Raw genomic sequence first — 18,258 nt, 5'->3', positions numbered from 1 at the left:
TTAAGCTTATAATATGTCATTATAATCTTTTTACCTAATATATGCCACTTATTAGGAATAATACTTATATTTGTAGAATGATAGCCATAATTACTGGAGATATTATCAATTCCCAAAATACCGATACGGAATTATGGTTGCCAAAATTGAAAAATATTTTAGGCACATGGTCAGAAACGCCAGCGAATTGGGAAGTCTACAGAGGAGACGAATTTCAGATGAAATGCAATGTTAAAGAGGTCTTCAATAGATCGTTAGTCATCAAATCACTCATTAAAACTTTTGAAAATTTAGATGTAAGATTAGCCATTGGGATTGGAAATGAAGTTTTTTCCTCCGAAAAAATTACAGAATCGAATGGTTCGGCTTACGTCAATTCCGGTCGGCTTTTGACAGATATTAAAGCAGAAGGCAAAACATTGTCAATCAAAACAGAAAATGAAAAAATCAACAGGGATTTAAACATGCTCTTTAAATGGTCTTCTATCGATTTCGATAATTGGACGGTTGCCACGGCACAGATTATTCATGAGTTGCTCACCAATAAAGAACTCACCCAAGATGCACTTGCAAAAGAACTCAGTATCACGCAATCCTCTGTGAGTCAACGCGTAAAGCGAGCAAACTATGATCTTATATTAGAAACAGATTTATACTTTAGAAAAAAAATCGCCGAATTATAAATGATTTTTATTCCACTCATATTAGCGCATTTATTAGGAGATTTTCTTCTCCAGCCAAATTCTTGGGTTGCTGATAAAGAGAAAAAAAAAACCAGCAGCTTTTATCTGTACCTTCATATCCTCGTCCATTTTATTCTAGCACTCCTATTTCTGGGTGATCTTACTTTATGGTGGATTGCAGCAATAGTGGCAATTACCCATTTTATAATTGATGCCGTAAAACTCCATTTGCAAAAACCTAAATCCCAAAGAACTTGGCTTTTTGTAGATCAATCTCTGCATTTTTTAGTCATCGTTCTATTATCGGTCTTTTACTTTCCGTATCTTAGATGGGAAGATATCTTGAATCCAGAAAATCTGAAAATCGTAACCGCGCTAGTATTTCTTACGGTGCCATCTTCTATTTTTATAAAAACAATAATTTCCATTTGGACGCCAGTTAGTGTAGATCACAGTAAATTACAAACAGAATCGCTAGTTAATGCAGGAAAGTATATCGGAATTCTGGAGCGTTTGCTTGTTTTCGTCTTTATCTTGGTCAATCATTGGGAAGGTGTAGGCTTTATGATCGCCGCAAAATCAGTTTTCAGATTCAGTGATTTAGCAGAAGCAAAACAAAGAAAACTCACAGAATACGTCTTAATAGGAACACTACTGAGTTTCGGAATTGCAATTCTCACGGGAATTTTAATTAAAATCTAATAAAAATTTAATACTAAGTACAATGACAAAAGGAGCAATGCTATATGAAGGAAAAGCAAAACAAGTTTTTGAAACGGATGTGCCGAATGAGGTGATCGTGCGTTTTAAAGATGATGCAACTGCGTTTAACGCTCAGAAAAAGGGAAGTGTAGACTTAAAAGGTGAAATGAATAATGCAATCACAACCCTAATTTTTGACTATCTGAATGATAAAGGAATTCCAACCCATTTCATTAAAAAAATTGATGAAAGAGAGCAGTTGGTAAAAAAAGTAAAGATTATCCCTTTAGAAATGGTGGTGAGAAACTATTCTGCAGGAAGCATGGCTCAAAGATTAGGCGTGGAAGAAGGCATAAAATCTCCCAACACAATTTTTGATCTTTGTTATAAAAGAGATGATTTGGGAGATCCCTTAATCAACGATCATCATGCGGTATTTCTTGGAGCTGCAACCTATGAGGAATTGGATGAAATGTATGAATTGACCTCAGATATCAATGATATTTTAATTGACTTATTTAATCAGATGAATATAATCTTGGTCGATTTTAAAATTGAAATGGGAAAAGATTCCACGGGAAAAATTATTTTGGCTGATGAAATTTCACCAGACACGTGCCGACTTTGGGACAAGGATACCATGAAAAAATTAGACAAAGATAGATTTCGCCGCGATTTAGGCGAAGTTACCGAAGCTTACGTTGAAATCTATGACCGTTTGAAAAAAGTATTGAATAAATAATATTCTGATTAAGTAAAAAATGAAAGATTTACAACAATACAAAGAAGATTATTTACAGCAATTCACAGAGCGACCTTACGGCCGAAATCTGTTAAAAATCGAAGACCCCTTTGATGCTCCGAGTGAAGAATGTGGGATTTTCGGCCTCTATTCTAACCATGATGTTGATACCTTTTCTCTCTCTCAGTTTGGATTATTTGCCCTACAACACCGAGGTCAGGAAGCTTGTGGGATTTCTGTAATGAAAGACGGAAAAATCACGAATATTAAAGATGAAGGGCTTGTTTTAGATGTATTTAAAGATATCCGTAATCCCGAAAGCTTTATGGGAAATTCTGCGATCGGTCATACCAGATATACCACTGCAGGCGACAAGAAAAAATATAATTTTCAACCCTTCTTCGCAAAGAATGAATATGATCAAATAATCCTTTCTATTGCACATAATGGTAATTTAACCAATGCGCACGAACTTAAAAAAGAGTTAGAAGCAGAAGGAGTGGTATTTAAAGCAACATCTGATTCTGAAGTTATTTTAAGGTTAATTCAGAAAAATCTTGATCTGGGATTAAGAGGCGCTATAAAAGCCACCATGGAAAAAATTAAAGGTGCCTATTCTGTAGTTGGAATGACACGGAATAAGTTTTTTGCATTCCGGGATTTTCACGGGATTCGCCCTCTAGTTTTGGGAGCGATTGACGAAAAAACATTCGTTGCAGCTTCTGAATCCGTCGCTTTAGATGCGGTGGGTGCTCAATATGTGCGGGATATTTTACCAGGAGAAATTGTGTACACCAGCGAAAATGAAACCGGTTTAAAGAGTTTCCTCGTAAAAGAAAATTGCGAAAAACGGATCTGTGCTTTTGAATACATTTACTTCGCGCGTCCGGATTCAATTTTAGAAAATATAAATGTTCATGAGATCCGGGAAAAATCTGGGATGAAAATTTGGGAACAAGCACCCGTAGAAGCGGATATTGTAATCGGTGTACCAGATTCTGGTGTTCCGGCCGCAATTGGTTTTTCCATTGCATCAGGTATTCCATTTCGTCCGGTTTTGATTAAAAACAGATATATTGGCAGAAGTTTCATCGTTCCTTCTCAGGAAATGCGGGAAAGAATTGTCAATTTAAAACTCAATCCAATTGTTTCTGAAATTAAAGGCAAGAGAGTAGTCATCATTGATGATTCTATTGTGCGTGGAACAACTTCAAAAAGGCTGGTCAAAATTTTAAAAGATGCCGGCGTAAAAGAAATTCACTTCCGCAGTGTATCTCCACCGATTATAGCACCTTGTTATTTAGGAATTGATACGCCCACTAAAAAAGATTTGATTTCTGCCAATATGAATGCTGAAGAATTGCGACAGTATTTAGGAGTAGATTCTTTGGAATTTTTGAGTATGGATAATTTAAAGCTCATATTAGGCAGTTCTAATCATTGCTTTGGATGCTTCACAGAAAAATATCCTGTTCCCGCAGGACCAGATCCTGATTATACAGATGAATAAACAAAAAAAAGGTTGAGAATAAATTCTCAACCTTTTCTAATTGTTTAATATTCCTTAGAATTTGTAAGCCAAACCTACTTGGAACACGTTGTTTTTTACTGAATCACCACTATTTTGGCCATCTTTAAAAATGTCTGTTAAACCTGCTACATATCTTGCAGTTACACCAATTTGCGGTGTGAAGTAATATCCAGCTCCTAATCCTAGACCGACATTAAATCCGTTTAGATTATCTTTATAGTTATCAGATTCAGCCAAAGTATCATTTGCACTTTCATTAGTATATTTGTTTTTAGCAGAAACTAAAAGTCCAAGTTCTGGTCCTGCTTCTAAATAAAATGCTGGTGTTGCATTATATTGGAACATTACAGGTAAAGCAATATAATCTAAGTGTCTAGATCTTGCATAAGTAGTACCTGCAATTGTCTGATTATACTTTTCTCCCATTTGAGAGTATAATAATTCCGGTTGAATACTGAAATTTGTTGCAATTGGAGCATTCATGAACACGCCTGCATTAAATCCGATTTTAGATCCTTGATCGCTCAAACCTTCTTCTGTAGAAAGTGATGAAACGTTCATACCTGCTTTAACTCCAAATTGTTGTGCAAATGCTAATGAACTCATAGCTACTGCTGCACCTAAAATTAACTTTTTCATAATTCTTAAATTTTCGTTTTTGATTAATTTTTTTGCAGATTTAATAAGTCGGAGTAAATTTTAGCTTAAAAAATAATTTTCTTCTCGCATAAATTTTCAAAACGCTTACTAATCCACGGTTTTAAATTTTGTTTTACGAGGGGGATGTTTCAAACGCTATGCCAAAACTTAATAAACCTGATAAATATTAAACAGCGGTTTAATTTATTATAGGTGTATCTAATTGATTAATAGCATATTAAAGTAACTTAGGATATTGTAATATTTAAGTAGAAATAGATTTAAAAAACGGAGATTCAACTCATTAGCAATTTTTACCCTAAATCCTGATAATAATGTAATGCAGAGCCTACAAGTTCTTCTTCTACCTTGCAATCATAAAGGCAAGATCCAATTGAATTAAGCAGCGAAAAATGAATAGCACCTTTTTCATTTTTCTTGTCATTACGGACTATAGAAAGAATTTCTTCTGTTGAAAATTCTGCGATTGAAACGTAAGGATAGAATTTCCTAATGTTTTTAATAATCATTTCTGTCTCCTCTACACTGATTAAATTTTGCTTTTGTGACAAAAATGTCTCACAAATCATTCCGATAGCTACAGCTTCACCATGCGGAATAGCTTTTCCTTTCTGTAAAAAAAGGCTTTCTGCGCCATGTCCGATGGTATGTCCGAAATTTAAAATTTTGCGGACATTTTGTTCAGTAAAATCTTCGTTCACCACTTTTTCCTTTATTTTCATCGATGTTTCTATGAGTGGAAAAATTGATTCTGCAGTGAGATGTTCTATACTGATTAGTTGCGTCCAATGGTTTACGTCGGCAATCAATCCGTGTTTCAGCATCTCCGCAAAACCACTTCTTAGCTCAGTAAAGGGTAATGTATTTAAGAATTTGGTATAAATAAAAATCATTTCCGGTTCTGCAAAAGTTCCGATTACATTTTTTAAAAACTGATGATCAATACCTGTTTTACCTCCAATTGATGCATCGCACATTCCCAAAAGTGTTGTGGGAATATTGATAAACCGAACTCCTCTTTTATAAGTTGACGCTACAAATCCGCCCATATCTGTCACCACTCCGCCTCCTAAATTGAGGACCAATGCTTTTCTATCCGCATTAAATTCTGCAAGAATCTCCCAAAGTTGAGTGGCTGTTTCAATAGTTTTTAAATCTTCACCCGCCTCAATTTCGATGATTTCAAATTCTAGATTGGTTTCTAAATTTCCCAAAAGAATCGGAAGGCAGTATTCATGAGTGTTCTCATCAACTAAAATAAATAGTTTTGAGGGTTTTTCTTCCTTTAAATAAATATTGAGCTGGGAGAAATCATCGTCGAGTATTGAAATCATTATCTAAAATTTTTCGCAAAATTAAACTATAAATTCTTTTTATCAATTCACGGAGTATTGTTAAATTTGCTTTCAATAAAAAGTATCAATGAGCATTTTTAATAATACCCAAATCGCCTTTGCAGATAAAAGTGATTCTCAACTGAGAAAAGCTTTCTGGATGTTTAAATTAATTGAACAACCTACATTAACCAAAATTGGAACGGGAATCCTTAATTTTTCAATCCATAATAATGTGCCTTTTGCAGATAATATTGTGAAAGCAACCTTATTCGAGCAATTTTGTGGTGGCGAAACCAGGGAAGAAAGCCTGAAAGCGGTTAATCAAATGTGGAAAAGAGGGGTAGGAAGTATTTTCGATTATTCCATTGAGGGCAAAGAGGAAGAAGAAACGTTTGATGCGGTGTGCAAAGAAATTAAAGACATTATCAAGTTTTCGGTGGGTAATCCCGCAATTCCTTTTATTGTTTTTAAACCTACCGCTTTCGGCAGAATAGGAATGTATGAAGAGATTGGAAAAAATGCGGAACTAACCTCCAGCCAAAAGTCGGAATGGGAAAGAATTGTGAAGAGATTTGATGAAGTGTGCAGATTGTGTTTTGAACATGATAAAAAAGTCATGATAGATGCGGAAGAAACTTGGATGCAAGATGCTGCAGATCATTTGGTAGAAGAGATGATGGAAAAATACAATAAAGAAAAAGCCATCGTGTGGAATACTATTCAATTATACAGAACTGGTCGATTAGAATATATGGAAGCACACATCCAGCGCGCCAACGAAAAAGGATATTTCATTGGTTACAAAATTGTGCGTGGCGCATACATGGAAAAGGAAAGAGAACGTGCAGCAGAAATGAATTATCCAGATCCGATCCAACCAACAAAAGACGCAACCGATAAAAATTATAATGACTCCGTTGACTTTTTGTTAGAAAATTTGGATAGCGTCTCCTTTTTTGTGGGGACACATAATGAAAAATCCACAGAATTAGTGATGGATAAAATGCAGGAAAGAAGTATTGCGCATGATGATAACCGAATTTATTTTGGGCAATTATATGGAATGAGCGATAATATAACTTATTATTTGGCAGATAAAAATTACAATGTGGGAAAATATCTTCCTTATGGTCCGGTGAAAGATGTGGTGCCTTATCTTACGAGACGAGCACAGGAAAACACCTCCGTTAAAGGACAAACAGGCCGAGAATTAGGATTGATTCAAAAAGAATTAGACAGAAGAAAAGGCAAGTAAATTTTAAACAAGGTCATTGTTTTTAATTTTCAATGATTGGATTTATTAATAGGAACGGGCTTTAGCCCGTTTTTTCTTTCCAAAAAATGCAATTGGCTTTAGCCGAAAATTATTTCTAAATTTGTAAAACCATTGATGAAAACTTCAAATCATCACTTCACTAAATCATCGAATCACCAAATTGAATTTCGCCCAAATTATTTTACCGCTCAATCTAAAAGGAACTTTCACCTACAAAGTTCCGCCAGAATTGCAGGAAAATATTGAACCAGGAATGCGCGTTTTGGTTCCATTTCGGGGTAAAAAAATCTATACAGGAATTGTTTTTGAACTTCATAATGAAGAGCCAGAAGGTTTTGTCCCACGCGAACTTATAAGCACTTTGGATGAATTTCCGATCTTGCCGGTGGAGCAAATTAATTTTTGGAATTGGCTTTCATACTACTATCTCTGCAATTTAGGGGAGATTTACCGCTTTGCATTTCCTTCTTCTTTAAAACTTGAAAGTGAAACATATTTAAAGTTAAAACCGAACATTACTGTCAATTTTGAAAATTTAGATGTTAATGAAATGTACCTCATCCAAGCTTTGGAAGTTCGGCAACTCATTAATATCACTGAAATTGAAGCCTTTATCCCGAAGAAAGAAATCGTGAAAACCATCAATTCGCTTATTGATCTTCAATACATTGAGGTGGATGAAAAAATCTCGGAGAAATACAAAGCGAAAGAAGTTGCCTATCTTCAAATTCCCAATTTAGAGCGTATCATCAATGATATTCCGAAAATCCTACTCACCTTAAAAAGGGCGCCCAAACAGCAAGAATTATTTCTGCATATTTTAGATAAGCAAACAGAATTTCCGGATCAGCCGATTAAAAAATCCGATGTTTTTTTTGAGGAAAAATTTGCCAATTCCCAATTAAAATCTTTGATCGAAAAAAAGTGGATGCAGGAATATTTTCTGCAAAAAGACCGCTTAGAAACGTATCAAGGAGAAATTGAAGATCTGGAAGAATTGACTGAAGCGCAAAAAGTCGCGAAAAATGAAATTGATGTAGCTTTTAAACAAAGAAAAAATGTGCTCTTGCACGGCGTAACTTCTTCCGGTAAAACGCATATTTATTTGGAGAAAATTGAGGAAACCATCACAGAAGGGAAAAATGTTTTATTTCTTCTCCCCGAGATATCCATCACCAAACAAATTGTGCAGCGTTTAGAAAAAAAATACGGAAAGCAATTGGGCTTTTACCATCAAAAATTAACAGATTTTGAAAGGGTAGAAGTCTGGCGAAAAATAAGAAACAATGACATTAAGATATTGATTGGAACTAGGAATGCACTCTTTTTGCCATTTCAAAATATCGGATTAATCGTTGTCGATGAAGAACATGATTCTGCCTATAAACCACGTGAAGTTTCACCTTTTTTTAATGCTAGAGATGCCGCGCAAATTTTCGCAAAATATTACGGAGCTCCCGTTATCTTAGGTTCCGCCACGCCTTCCGTGGAAACATATTACCATGCAAAAACAGATAAAATCAAATATGTTTTCTTGGGTGAACGCTTCGGAAATATTAAACTACCAGACTTTGAATTGATTAATTTCAAAGAAGCTCAAAATGCGAAAAAAGTGGTAGGTAATTTCTCCCATTATCTTACGGAGGAAATTCAAAAAGAATTAGACTTGAAAAAGCAAACCATGGTTTTGCACAATCGCCGTGGTTATGCCAATGTAGTGGAATGTGAAAGTTGTGGTTACGTCAATTACTGCTCAAACTGCGATGTAGTGATGACGTATCACAAGTACAATAATGAGATGAAATGCCATTATTGTGGACAAAAAGCTTCCAAACCGACGGCTTGTCCAAAATGCCATTCGGACAATTTAAATGTGCGTGGAGTAGGTGTTGAGCAAATTCATGAAGAAATTTCCCGAATTTTCCCCGAGGCTGAAATAGACCGAATGGATGTGGACTCTATGCGAAAAAAGTTCGCCTATGAAAAATTATATGAAAAAATAGAGGACGGCGAAACTGAAATTTTAGTCGGTACCCAAATGATTTCCAAGGGACTGGATTTTGATAATATTGAATTAATCGCCATTCCACGCGCAGATTCTTTGCTTTATGTGCAAGATTTTCGGGCAGAAGAAAGAGCCTTTCAACTCATCACGCAAGTTTCGGGGCGAGCTGGTAGAAAATCTGGGACTGGCAAAGTTTTAATTCAGACATACAATCCGGAGCATGAAGTCTTTCAACTGCTCAAGGAAAATAATGTTTCGCAGATTTACGAACATTTTTTGCGAGAGCGAAAGAAATTTCACTATCCACCTTATGTGAAACTGTTATCCATTGAATTAAAGCATCGGAAAGAGGATAAATGCAATCGGGCTTCGCAATTTTTGGGATCCATTCTTCGGAAATATTTGCCAGAAGAATGCGTTTTAGGTCCAGAAAAATCACCTATTGGAAAGTTAAACTTACTCTACCAATATCAGATTCTTTTAAAATTTCCGAAGGGAAAAAAATATGCAGAATTTAAAAAGTTGATTGCGAAAAGTTTTGAGGAATTCGAAGAAATAACGGCTTATCAAAGTGTTAAAAAGATGATTTTTGTTGATTTTTAACGTTTTTTAACACAATTTACAGTGATTTATAATTCTTAAAGCATTCTACTTCAGCAATAATCTCTATTTTTGACCGTTCGGAATGAGTGCTTAATCTCTAAGTACTCCCTTTAAAGAATGAATAGTCAAATAAATAATATTAAATGATTAAACTGAAAAATATTTTCCTTTCCGGTGCGGTCGCAATTTCCGCTTTTGCATTTGGACAGGGTACTTTTACTAAGAACAGTCTTCCTCAGTCTTACGAGACTCAAAATACATATTCTAATTCCGCCCCAGAAAAATTAATGAGCGCCAAAGAGTTGGTTGATATTAATTTAAATTCAATGTTAAGTGATGTGGTGCTAAAAAATGCACAATGGGGTTTTGTAATTTTTGATCCAAAGACCAAAAAGGTAATTAGTTCTTACAATGAAAACACCTCTTTAGTTCCTGCATCCACCACGAAATTATTGACAACAGAAACAGCTTTAAATTTATTAGGAGAAAAATTCCGCTGGATAACGCAGCTGGAGTATTCTGGTGAAATTGATGCTGCAGGTAATTTAGATGGTAATTTATATATTGTAGGGAGTGGCGATCCTTCTTTAGGAACCAGCAAAGCCGGAGCTTCTTCTTACCGCGATTTGATTACAGACTTCTTAGTAGCCATTGGTGATAAGGGAATTAAGAAGGTTAATGGAGATATCATTATCCAAACTGCCATTTTTAAAGCCAATAAAACGCAAAATTTACCTGCGAATATTGTTTGGTTAGAAAGCGGAAAATATTATTTGCCAGTTGGGAGCACTTTGGATATTAGTCCAGAGAATGAAAAACTTATTGCAAAAAAATCCAATCCATTCTCCGAAAATAAAAATTATTATTACATCTCTCCTTACATAAAGCAAATGGTTTATGCTGATCAGTTTACAGGTCTTGCACTAACGACTAAGTTGCCAGATGCACCTGCTTATTTAGCCAATAATTTGCGCGCAAGCATGGTGAAAAGTGGTCTTCTAATTACAGGAAAAGTGATAACCAGAACGATGGATCCAACTCCAGAAAAAAGAGAATTTATAACTGCTTATGAATCTCCAACGCTTTCTGATATTGTATATTACACGAATCAGAGAAGTGATAATGCTTTAGCAGAAGCGACCTTGAAAATGGTGGGTTTCCAAAAAAACGGTGATCAAACTTTAGAATCTGGGAGAAACGTGGTGGTTGAACATTTAAAATCTGTAGGTTTTGAAACAAATGGTCTGAGTTATATTGATGGAAGCGGACTTTCTAGAAATAATAAAGTAACGCCGATTTCTCAAGTAAAATATTTGACAGACTTGATGGATGAAAAATATTTTAAAACCTATTTTGATTCTTTACCCATAGCGGGACAAACAGGAACCTTGAAGAAAACATTTTATGGGGAAGGAAATGGACAAATCTTCGCGAAAACGGGAACTTTAAATAAGGTAAAAACATTAGCCGGTTATCTGAAAACCAATTCTGGAAAGACCCTTGTGTTTTCCCTTTTGATCAATAATTACGCAGGATCTGTAGATCAGGTAAAAAGTAGAATGGAGCAAATTTTACAGCCAGCTCTAAGTCTGTAACTTGCGAAATAAATATATATTAACCTTTCAATTGTTTTTGAAAGGTTTTTTTTAACTTTAACATCAAATATTTAGAAAATGAAAAAAATTTATGGACTTGTCCTCCTTTTGATATTTATGCAAATTAATGCACAGATTAATGAGGAAGCAGAACGCAAAAGTATGATCAAGAGCGAACTTCAGCGCTATGCGAAAATGATCAGTTATAATGTGAATCCAAACACCCTCAACTACGATTTAAAATACCAGCGTTTGGATTTGGAATTGGATCCTGCTCAGCAATTTGTAAGTGGAACAGTAACCAGTCATTTCGTACCCAACCAAAGCATATCCAGCATTTATTTTGATCTGTCTAATGTTCTCTCTGTTTCCGAAGTGAAATTTCATGGGAATAATTTAACTTTCACGCAATTGGGAACGAAAGAAATTAAAATTGATTTCCCTACAAATCTTCCGGCGGCAACTTTGGATTCTTTGTCCATTAAATATTCCGGTGCACCGGATACATCGGGTAGTGCAGGAGACGCATTTACCGTTTCTACACAGAGCGGAACTCCCGTTTTATATACTTTATCTGAACCTTACGGCGCTCAGGAATGGTTTCCGACCAAACAAAGTTTGAATGATAAAATTGAGAAAGTAGATATTAAAATTACCACACCGCCTCAATACAATGTTGCTTCAAACGGGAAATTATTCTCCGAAACTATTTTAGGAAATGGAAAAAAATTGAGTTTTTGGCAAACGAATTACCCTATTCCAGCTTACTTAATAGCGCTTGGAATTACCAATTACACTAAGTTTAATGATACCATGGGAAATCCACCATTTCCTTTTGTCAATTATCTTTATCCCTCTTTGACGAGCAATGCCACCGTAATGGGGAACATTGAATGGACAAAAACGGTGATGAACACTTTCGAGCAATATTTCGGGCCGTATCCTTACCGAAATGAAAAATATGGACACATGCAATTTGGATGGGGCGGTGGAATGGAACACGCAACCATGTCTTCTATGGGATCCTGGAGCAGATCGATCATTGCTCACGAATTGGCGCACCAATGGTTTGGCGATAAATTAACAACAGGAGCCTGGAATGACATTTGGCTCAATGAAGGTTTTGCAACTTTTGGCGCCAATCTCGCAAATGAAAAATTATTAATGACTGCAGCGCAGTTTCAAACTTTCTTAGGGAACGAGTTGAGTACTATTACGAGTAGTCCAGATGGAAGCGTTTACGTTGCAGATTCAAACTTATCTAATGTTGGGATTATTTTTAGTGGAAGATTATCTTATTCAAAAGGCGCTTATGTTTTAAGAATGATGAAATGGATTTTGGGAGATGATGTATTTTATGCTGCTTTGAGAGATTATGCTTCCAGACCAAATCTTGCTTATAATTATGTGAGAACTTCAGATTTGAAAAATTCCTTATTACAATCGACCGGAAAAGATTTTACAGAGTTTTTTAATGACTGGATCTATGGACAAGGTTACCCAACCTACCAAATCCGTTGGAACCAAACTTCAAGTGATGTTATTAGATTTAAGGTAACGCAAACGCAAAGTAACTCCTCTGTAAGTTTTTATGAAATGCCTTTGCCTATCAAGGTAACAGGAACAGGCGGTCAAGTTGCCTATTTGGTTTTAGACAACACCGCAAACAGCCAAGGTTTTGCAAAAGCTGTAACCTTTCCCGTCGCTTCAGTGCAGTTTAATTATGAAAACCAAATAATTCAGCGAAACTCTACTGTGACAAAAGATACCTCGATTCTTGCTGTAGATCAAGCAGAAAAAAGTGCCATTAAAATTTATCCAAATCCCGTGAAAGATCAACTGTCAATAAGTGGAATTGCAAAAGAACAAGCCTACGAAATTCACAGTATGGATGGAAAACTATTGGAGAAAGGAAATTACACTTCCGGTAAAACGATTAATACAGGCAAGATTCCAAAAGGAGTTTATCTCTTAAAAATCGAAAATCAAAATCTTAAATTTATTAAAGAATAAAACGAAAAGCCCCCAGAAATGAGGGCTTTTTTCTTAAATTAGCATTTCTAAAAATTTCAATTATGATCTCAAAAAAATATCTGGAAACATTACAGGGAGAACTTCAAAATATCAAAGCGGAAGGTCTTTTTAAAACCGAAAGAATTATAACTTCTCAGCAAGCTGCGGAAATTGAAGCCAATGGTAAAAAAGTGCTGAATTTTTGTGCGAATAATTATTTAGGACTTTCCAATAATAAAGAAGTCATGAAAGCTTCTCAGGATATGACGGAAAGTCACGGTTATGGACTATCATCGGTTCGATTTATTTGTGGAACTCAGGATATTCATAAAGAATTGGAAAGCAAGATCTCAAAATTCTTAGGATTAGAAGATACCATTCTTTATGCTGCGTGTTTCGATGCGAATGGTGGAGTTTTCGAGCCTTTATTTACAGAGGAAGATGCCATTATTTCTGATTCTTTAAATCATGCTTCTATTATTGATGGGGTTCGTTTGTGCAAAGCTGCACGATATCGCTATCAAAATAATAACATGCAGGATTTGGAAGAGCAATTGAAAGCTGCTGCCGAAAAAAATCACCGGTTCCGTATTATTGTAACCGATGGCGTTTTTTCTATGGACGGAATTGTAGCCAATTTAAAAGGAATTTGTGACTTAGCCGATAAATATGATTGTATGGTCATGGTCGATGATTGTCACGCTACTGGATTTATAGGAAAAACAGGTCGTGGAACGCATGAAGCGAATGACGTGATGGGAAGAGTTGATATCATTACTTCGACCTTAGGAAAAGCTTTAGGCGGCGCTTTAGGTGGATTTACGTCCGGTAAAAAAGAAATTATCGATCTATTGAGACAGCGTTCTCGTCCTTATTTATTTTCAAATTCTTTGCCGCCTGGAATTGTTGGTGCTGCAACAAAAGTTTTAGAAATGATTTCTGATGATACTTCACTTCGAGATCAAGTGATGGCCAATGCAGAATATTTCCGAAAAGAAATGAAGGCGAAAGGTTTTGATTGTCCAGATGGTGATGCGGCAATTGTGCCTGTAATGCTTTATGATGCTCCGTTGGCGCAGAAAATGGCAGAACAATTAATGGATGAAGGGATTTATGTCATCGGATTTTTCTTCCCCGTTGTGCCAAAAGGAAAAGCCAGAATCCGGGTGCAACTTTCTGCGGCACATACGCAGGAGCACTTGGATAAAGCGATTGCAGCTTTTACAAAAGTTGGGAAGGAAATGGGTATAATTTCTTAAAATAAATAATTTTATAGAAGCCTCATCAATTTTTTTGGTGAGGTTTTTAACATCGAACATCCCACATCGAACATCCCACAATAAAATCACCTCTTTATAAATGTTTTCAAAAGAAGAAGCCGCCAATCTCAAAAAAGAATTTTGGACATCATTCGGAAAAAGTTTTCCGCGAAAGTGGCTTTTGTACGATACTAAAATTAAAGATTTCTCCTTTAAATTCAATGCAGATCCGAAAAAAGCCGAGGTTTCTTTAGAGCTCGAAATGAGCGATGAACTTTTCCGGAATGCTTACTACGAGAAGATTTGGTCTTTGGAAAATATGCTTCAGGAGGAAATTGGCGATTTTCAAAAAGACGAATTTTATACTTTAGAAAACGGAAAAATCATTTCCCGGATTTGGTTCACGAAAGAAAATGTGTCCATCTACGATAAAAATACGTGGCGGGAAATCTTCGAATTCTTTGTAGAAAAAATGGAGGGATTCGAAAGGTTTTTTTATGAGTACGAAGATTATATTAAAGATGTATAAAATAATAATACTTTAACCTCAGTTTACTATCCGAACTTTTTAATAGCTCGTAATGCCTCCATATCAAGTATTTTTATGGATCCTTCCGTGTATTCAATATACCCTTCTGCGGTAAATTCATTCATACACTTGCAGACATTCTCTCTAGAATAGCCCAAAACTTCACTGATTTCTTTCTGCTTTAAAAAATTTAAACAATCTTTTTCGTGGTAATGTATCAAAAAATCAGCTAGAGAGCCATTGATTTTATGCAGTTTATAACTAATAAGATTTCTGGACAGTGCGCTTACATTTACACTAGACATGTTATAAAGATCTACCAGAAATTTTGAATTAGTAGATGCAAATTTTTTGAAAACGTTCTTTTCGAACTGTATTATTTGCGCACCTTTTACGCCGTATGCCGAGAAATAGACAGGTATTTCATTAAACAGATACCGTAATCCGATAAAATCTTTTTTTCCATACAAATCACAAAGTCTGTTTTTCTGGTCTTTAATTTTTACCTGCCCTTTGTATATATAAAAAACTGAAAATAGTAAACTTTCGTTTTTAATAAACATTTCCTCCTGATCAAATGTCATTATTGAAGCATTGGCATTAAGAACAGACCTTTCCCGATCGCTTAAATGATAAAAAAAAGGATCGTCTAAATAATCTTCAGGAACAGTCATTAGAATTATTTTCCAGCAAGATACTATATATAAATTCATTACTGAAATTGACGGTGGCTGTAATATATCATTTGTTTTAAAATTCACAAGACTGTGTGAATAATTTAACACCTCGTTGCAAAATACTGTATGTCAAAATATTAGAAAAAACTTTAATTCCTGTCGACCTTTACACTATAAAATTTGACTCATGGAATACGCAGTATATTTAGAACTCTTAGTTGTTTTGGCCGCAATCTTTATTGGCGCGAAAGTAGGCGGTATCGGATTAGGAATTTTTGGGATGTTAGGAATGTCTATTTTGGTATTTGTATTTAAATTGCCTCCCGGAAATGCACCAATAGAGGTAATGTTAATGATTGTTGCGGTAATTACTGCAGCTTCTTCCTTACAGGCAGCCGGTGGATTGGAATATCTGGTAAAAGTGGCTGAAAAAATTCTCAGAAAAAACCCTAATTCAATTACTTTTCTTGCACCTATCGTATGTTATATTTTTACCTTCTTGGCAGGAACCGGACATATTGCTTACTCCTTATTACCCATCATTGCAGAAATTGCAACAGAGAGCAAAGTTCGTCCAGAACGCCCACTCAGTGTGTCTGTTATTGCTTCTCAACAGGCAATTACGGCAAGTCCGATTTCTGCAGCAACTGCTGCTTTATTGAGTACAAGTCTTTTAGGAGGTCAGGGAATAGAAATGATTGATATTTTGATGATCAGTGTTCCAGCCACAATCATTGGTGTTTTGGCGGCAGCATTCGTCGGTAATTTTGTAGGCGTCGATTTAGAAAAAGATCCTATTTATTTAAAAAGACTACAAGAAGGTTTAATAACACACAATGAGAGAACGGTTGCCGCTACTGAAAAAGGGAATTACGGACCTCGAATCGCTGTTGTTTTGTTTCTAATGGGTGTTTTCTCTGTAGTTCTTTTTGGTTCTATACCTTCTTTACGACCTTCATTCTTGGTTGATGGCGCAATAGTGAATGTTACGATGGCCCAAATCATACAAATTATTATGATGTCGACCGCTGGTTTAATTCTCATTTTTGCTAAAGCAGATGTTACAAAAGCGGTAAGCGGAAGTATTTTTATTGCGGGCATGCAAGCGGTAATTGCAATATTTGGAATTGCCTGGATGGGAGATACTTTCTTCAACGGAAACCTTGCTTTTTTCAAAGATAATATTCAAACCTTAGTAACCGCTTATCCTTTCTTATTTGCCCTTGCTTTATTTGTAATGTCCATCTTACTGTTTAGTCAAGCAGCTACAGTACGAACGCTTTATCCACTAGGTTTAGCACTGGGAATTCCTCCGATGGCTTTAGTGGCAATGTTTCCGGCAGTTAACGGTTATTTCTTTCTGCCAAATTACCCAACAGTGGTCGCTGCGATTAACTTCGACCGAACGGGAACCACTAGAATTGGAAAATACGTCATCAATCACTCCTTTCAAATACCCGGTTTTGTTTCCACCATCGTGGCGATTGGAATAGGGTATCTCATTATTAGTTTCATGTAATTAAAAATAAAAACAATTTATAAATTTTTAAAATTCATTCTTATGAAAACAATGACAAACTTAATTTTCGCAGTCTTAGTGACTATTTCTGCGACTATTTCCGCTCAAAATGCGAAGATCAGAATTATTGCTACAGGCGGCACAATCGCTGGCGTTAGCAAATCTACAACCGAATCTAATTACAAAGCCGGTGAATTAGGCATCTATCAACTATTACAGGCAGTTCCTGAAGTAAAAACGGTGGCTAATGTTAGTGGAGAACAACTCGTGAAAATTGGTTCTCAAGACATGAATGACGACGTTTGGCTGAAACTCGCAAAACGAATTAATGTGTTATTGAATGAAGAAGGTTATGACGGTGTTGTGATCACTCATGGTACCGATACTATGGAAGAAACTGCTTACTTTCTAAACCTAACTGTTCATAGCCAAAAACCTGTTGTATTAGTTGGTTCAATGCGTCCTGCAACTGCGATGAGCGCAGATGGACCTTTGAATTTGTATAACGCAGTGGTAGTTGCCGCAAGTCCTGAAGCGAAAGGCAGAGGAGTAATGGTTGCTATGAATGAAATCGTATTAGACGCTAGAGATGTAGTGAAAACAAATACGCTGGAAGTAGGAACTTTTAAAGGAGGAAATTCTGGTCCGCTTGCTTATATTCACAATGGTAAAGTATTCTTCAACAGAACGCCCGGAAATAAACATACGTACCAGTCTGTATTTAACGTAGATAAATTGAACGAATTACCAAAAGTTGGAATTGTATACAGCTACTCAAATGTTTCTGACTTACCAATGAAAGCTTTCATGAATGCGAAGTTTGATGGAATTGTACATGCAGGAGTTGGTAATGGAAATTTCTACCACACTATTTTGGATTTAGCTATTGAAGCCCAGAAAAACGGAATTCAGATCGTTCGTTCATCCAGAGTTCCTACAGGTGCCACAACTCTTGATGCTGAGATTGATGATGCAAAATATAATTTCGTTGCCTCCCAAACGCTTAATCCACAAAAAGCTCGAATTCTATTGATGCTTTCTTTAACAAAAACTAAAAATTGGAAACAAATTCAACAGTATTTTAATGAGTATTAATGAAAACGATTCTTAGTTAAACAAAATCTATT

General features: G+C 35.7%; 15 protein-coding genes. 12 read left to right on the top strand and 3 right to left on the bottom strand.

Annotated elements, in window-relative coordinates:
* Positions 1–77: 77 nt before the first annotated feature.
* Genes RCH13_RS10265 through purF form a run of 4 tightly spaced genes read left to right on the top strand, consistent with a single transcriptional unit; the run spans position 78 to position 3,637 of the window.
* The gene (locus tag RCH13_RS10265) at positions 78–683 is read left to right on the top strand and encodes a SatD family protein (protein WP_326987150.1); all 606 of its coding nucleotides are present in this window, start codon (positions 78–80) and stop codon (positions 681–683) included.
* A complete protein-coding gene (locus tag RCH13_RS10260; RefSeq protein WP_326987149.1) occupies positions 684–1,385 on the top strand; it encodes a DUF3307 domain-containing protein in 702 nt (233 codons plus the stop codon). It begins immediately after the preceding gene.
* Positions 1,386–1,407: 22 nt separating this feature from the next.
* On the top strand, positions 1,408–2,127 hold the full coding sequence (purC, locus tag RCH13_RS10255; RefSeq protein WP_326987148.1) for a phosphoribosylaminoimidazolesuccinocarboxamide synthase: 720 nt from the start codon (positions 1,408–1,410) through the stop codon (positions 2,125–2,127).
* A 19-nt stretch (positions 2,128–2,146) separates the two neighbouring features.
* On the top strand, positions 2,147–3,637 hold the full coding sequence (gene purF / locus RCH13_RS10250; RefSeq protein WP_326987147.1) for an amidophosphoribosyltransferase: 1,491 nt from the start codon (positions 2,147–2,149) through the stop codon (positions 3,635–3,637).
* Positions 3,638–3,691: 54 nt separating this feature from the next.
* Here the strand turns inward: purF and RCH13_RS10245 are convergent, their stop codons facing one another.
* Both RCH13_RS10245 and aroB read right to left on the bottom strand, forming a co-directional pair.
* Positions 3,692–4,297 carry a porin family protein gene (locus RCH13_RS10245; protein WP_326987146.1) on the bottom strand — a complete coding sequence of 202 codons (606 nt, stop codon included), beginning with the start codon at positions 4,295–4,297 and terminating at the stop codon, positions 3,692–3,694.
* A 314-nt stretch (positions 4,298–4,611) separates the two neighbouring features.
* Positions 4,612–5,652, bottom strand: a complete 1,041-nt coding sequence (gene aroB, locus RCH13_RS10240; RefSeq protein WP_326987145.1) for a 3-dehydroquinate synthase — start codon at positions 5,650–5,652, stop codon at positions 4,612–4,614.
* Between the two features lie 88 nt (positions 5,653–5,740).
* Here aroB and RCH13_RS10235 point away from each other — a divergent pair, with 88 nt between their 5' ends.
* The 6 genes from RCH13_RS10235 (at position 5,741) to RCH13_RS10210 (ending at position 14,935) form a co-directional block, all read left to right on the top strand.
* On the top strand, positions 5,741–6,910 hold the full coding sequence (locus tag RCH13_RS10235; protein ID WP_326987144.1) for a proline dehydrogenase family protein: 1,170 nt from the start codon (positions 5,741–5,743) through the stop codon (positions 6,908–6,910).
* 181 nt (positions 6,911–7,091) lie between these two features.
* Entirely contained in the window at positions 7,092–9,539 is a 2,448-nt protein-coding gene (gene priA, locus RCH13_RS10230; RefSeq protein ID WP_326987143.1) for a replication restart helicase PriA, read from the top strand.
* 143 nt (positions 9,540–9,682) lie between these two features.
* Positions 9,683–11,134 carry a D-alanyl-D-alanine carboxypeptidase/D-alanyl-D-alanine endopeptidase gene (gene dacB / locus RCH13_RS10225; protein WP_326987142.1) on the top strand — a complete coding sequence of 484 codons (1,452 nt, stop codon included), beginning with the start codon at positions 9,683–9,685 and terminating at the stop codon, positions 11,132–11,134.
* Between the two features lie 78 nt (positions 11,135–11,212).
* A complete protein-coding gene (locus tag RCH13_RS10220; RefSeq protein ID WP_326987141.1) occupies positions 11,213–13,147 on the top strand; it encodes a M1 family aminopeptidase in 1,935 nt (644 codons plus the stop codon).
* Positions 13,148–13,209: 62 nt separating this feature from the next.
* Positions 13,210–14,406 carry a glycine C-acetyltransferase gene (kbl, locus tag RCH13_RS10215; protein WP_326987140.1) on the top strand — a complete coding sequence of 399 codons (1,197 nt, stop codon included), beginning with the start codon at positions 13,210–13,212 and terminating at the stop codon, positions 14,404–14,406.
* 100 nt (positions 14,407–14,506) lie between these two features.
* The gene (locus RCH13_RS10210; protein ID WP_326987139.1) at positions 14,507–14,935 is read left to right on the top strand and encodes a DUF4268 domain-containing protein; all 429 of its coding nucleotides are present in this window, start codon (positions 14,507–14,509) and stop codon (positions 14,933–14,935) included.
* A 26-nt stretch (positions 14,936–14,961) separates the two neighbouring features.
* Here RCH13_RS10210 and RCH13_RS10205 read toward each other — a convergent pair whose 3' ends face one another.
* Positions 14,962–15,609, bottom strand: coding sequence for a Crp/Fnr family transcriptional regulator (locus tag RCH13_RS10205; RefSeq protein WP_326987138.1), 648 nt, complete (start codon positions 15,607–15,609; stop codon positions 14,962–14,964).
* Positions 15,610–15,799: 190 nt separating this feature from the next.
* Here RCH13_RS10205 and RCH13_RS10200 point away from each other — a divergent pair, with 190 nt between their 5' ends.
* A complete protein-coding gene (locus RCH13_RS10200) occupies positions 15,800–17,131 on the top strand; it encodes an anaerobic C4-dicarboxylate transporter (protein ID WP_326987137.1) in 1,332 nt (443 codons plus the stop codon).
* A gap of 51 nt (positions 17,132–17,182) precedes the next feature.
* On the top strand, positions 17,183–18,226 hold the full coding sequence (ansB, locus tag RCH13_RS10195) for an L-asparaginase 2 (RefSeq protein ID WP_442784629.1): 1,044 nt from the start codon (positions 17,183–17,185) through the stop codon (positions 18,224–18,226).
* The last annotated feature ends 32 nt before the right edge of the window (positions 18,227–18,258 follow it).

The organism is Chryseobacterium sp. MP_3.2 (genome assembly GCF_035984805.1).
In the GTDB taxonomy this organism is placed as follows: domain Bacteria; phylum Bacteroidota; class Bacteroidia; order Flavobacteriales; family Weeksellaceae; genus Kaistella.
Note: the sequence above shows the minus strand (reverse complement) of the source record. Positions and strands in the feature narration are given on the sequence as shown.

Excerpts from the sequence above, each read along its gene's own strand:
- RCH13_RS10265 (WP_326987150.1), top strand. The coding sequence starts at position 78 with ATGATAGCCATAATTACTGGAGATATTATCAATTCCCAAAATACCGAT.
- RCH13_RS10260 (WP_326987149.1), top strand. The coding sequence starts at position 684 with ATGATTTTTATTCCACTCATATTAGCGCATTTATTAGGAGATTTTCTT.
- purC (WP_326987148.1), top strand. The coding sequence starts at position 1,408 with ATGACAAAAGGAGCAATGCTATATGAAGGAAAAGCAAAACAAGTTTTT.
- purF (WP_326987147.1), top strand. The coding sequence starts at position 2,147 with ATGAAAGATTTACAACAATACAAAGAAGATTATTTACAGCAATTCACA.
- RCH13_RS10245 (WP_326987146.1), bottom strand. The coding sequence starts at position 4,297 with ATGAAAAAGTTAATTTTAGGTGCAGCAGTAGCTATGAGTTCATTAGCA.
- aroB (WP_326987145.1), bottom strand. The coding sequence starts at position 5,652 with ATGATTTCAATACTCGACGATGATTTCTCCCAGCTCAATATTTATTTA.
- RCH13_RS10235 (WP_326987144.1), top strand. The coding sequence starts at position 5,741 with ATGAGCATTTTTAATAATACCCAAATCGCCTTTGCAGATAAAAGTGAT.
- dacB (WP_326987142.1), top strand. The coding sequence starts at position 9,683 with ATGATTAAACTGAAAAATATTTTCCTTTCCGGTGCGGTCGCAATTTCC.
- RCH13_RS10220 (WP_326987141.1), top strand. The coding sequence starts at position 11,213 with ATGAAAAAAATTTATGGACTTGTCCTCCTTTTGATATTTATGCAAATT.
- kbl (WP_326987140.1), top strand. The coding sequence starts at position 13,210 with ATGATCTCAAAAAAATATCTGGAAACATTACAGGGAGAACTTCAAAAT.
- RCH13_RS10210 (WP_326987139.1), top strand. The coding sequence starts at position 14,507 with ATGTTTTCAAAAGAAGAAGCCGCCAATCTCAAAAAAGAATTTTGGACA.
- RCH13_RS10205 (WP_326987138.1), bottom strand. The coding sequence starts at position 15,609 with ATGACTGTTCCTGAAGATTATTTAGACGATCCTTTTTTTTATCATTTA.
- RCH13_RS10200 (WP_326987137.1), top strand. The coding sequence starts at position 15,800 with ATGGAATACGCAGTATATTTAGAACTCTTAGTTGTTTTGGCCGCAATC.
- ansB (WP_442784629.1), top strand. The coding sequence starts at position 17,183 with ATGACAAACTTAATTTTCGCAGTCTTAGTGACTATTTCTGCGACTATT.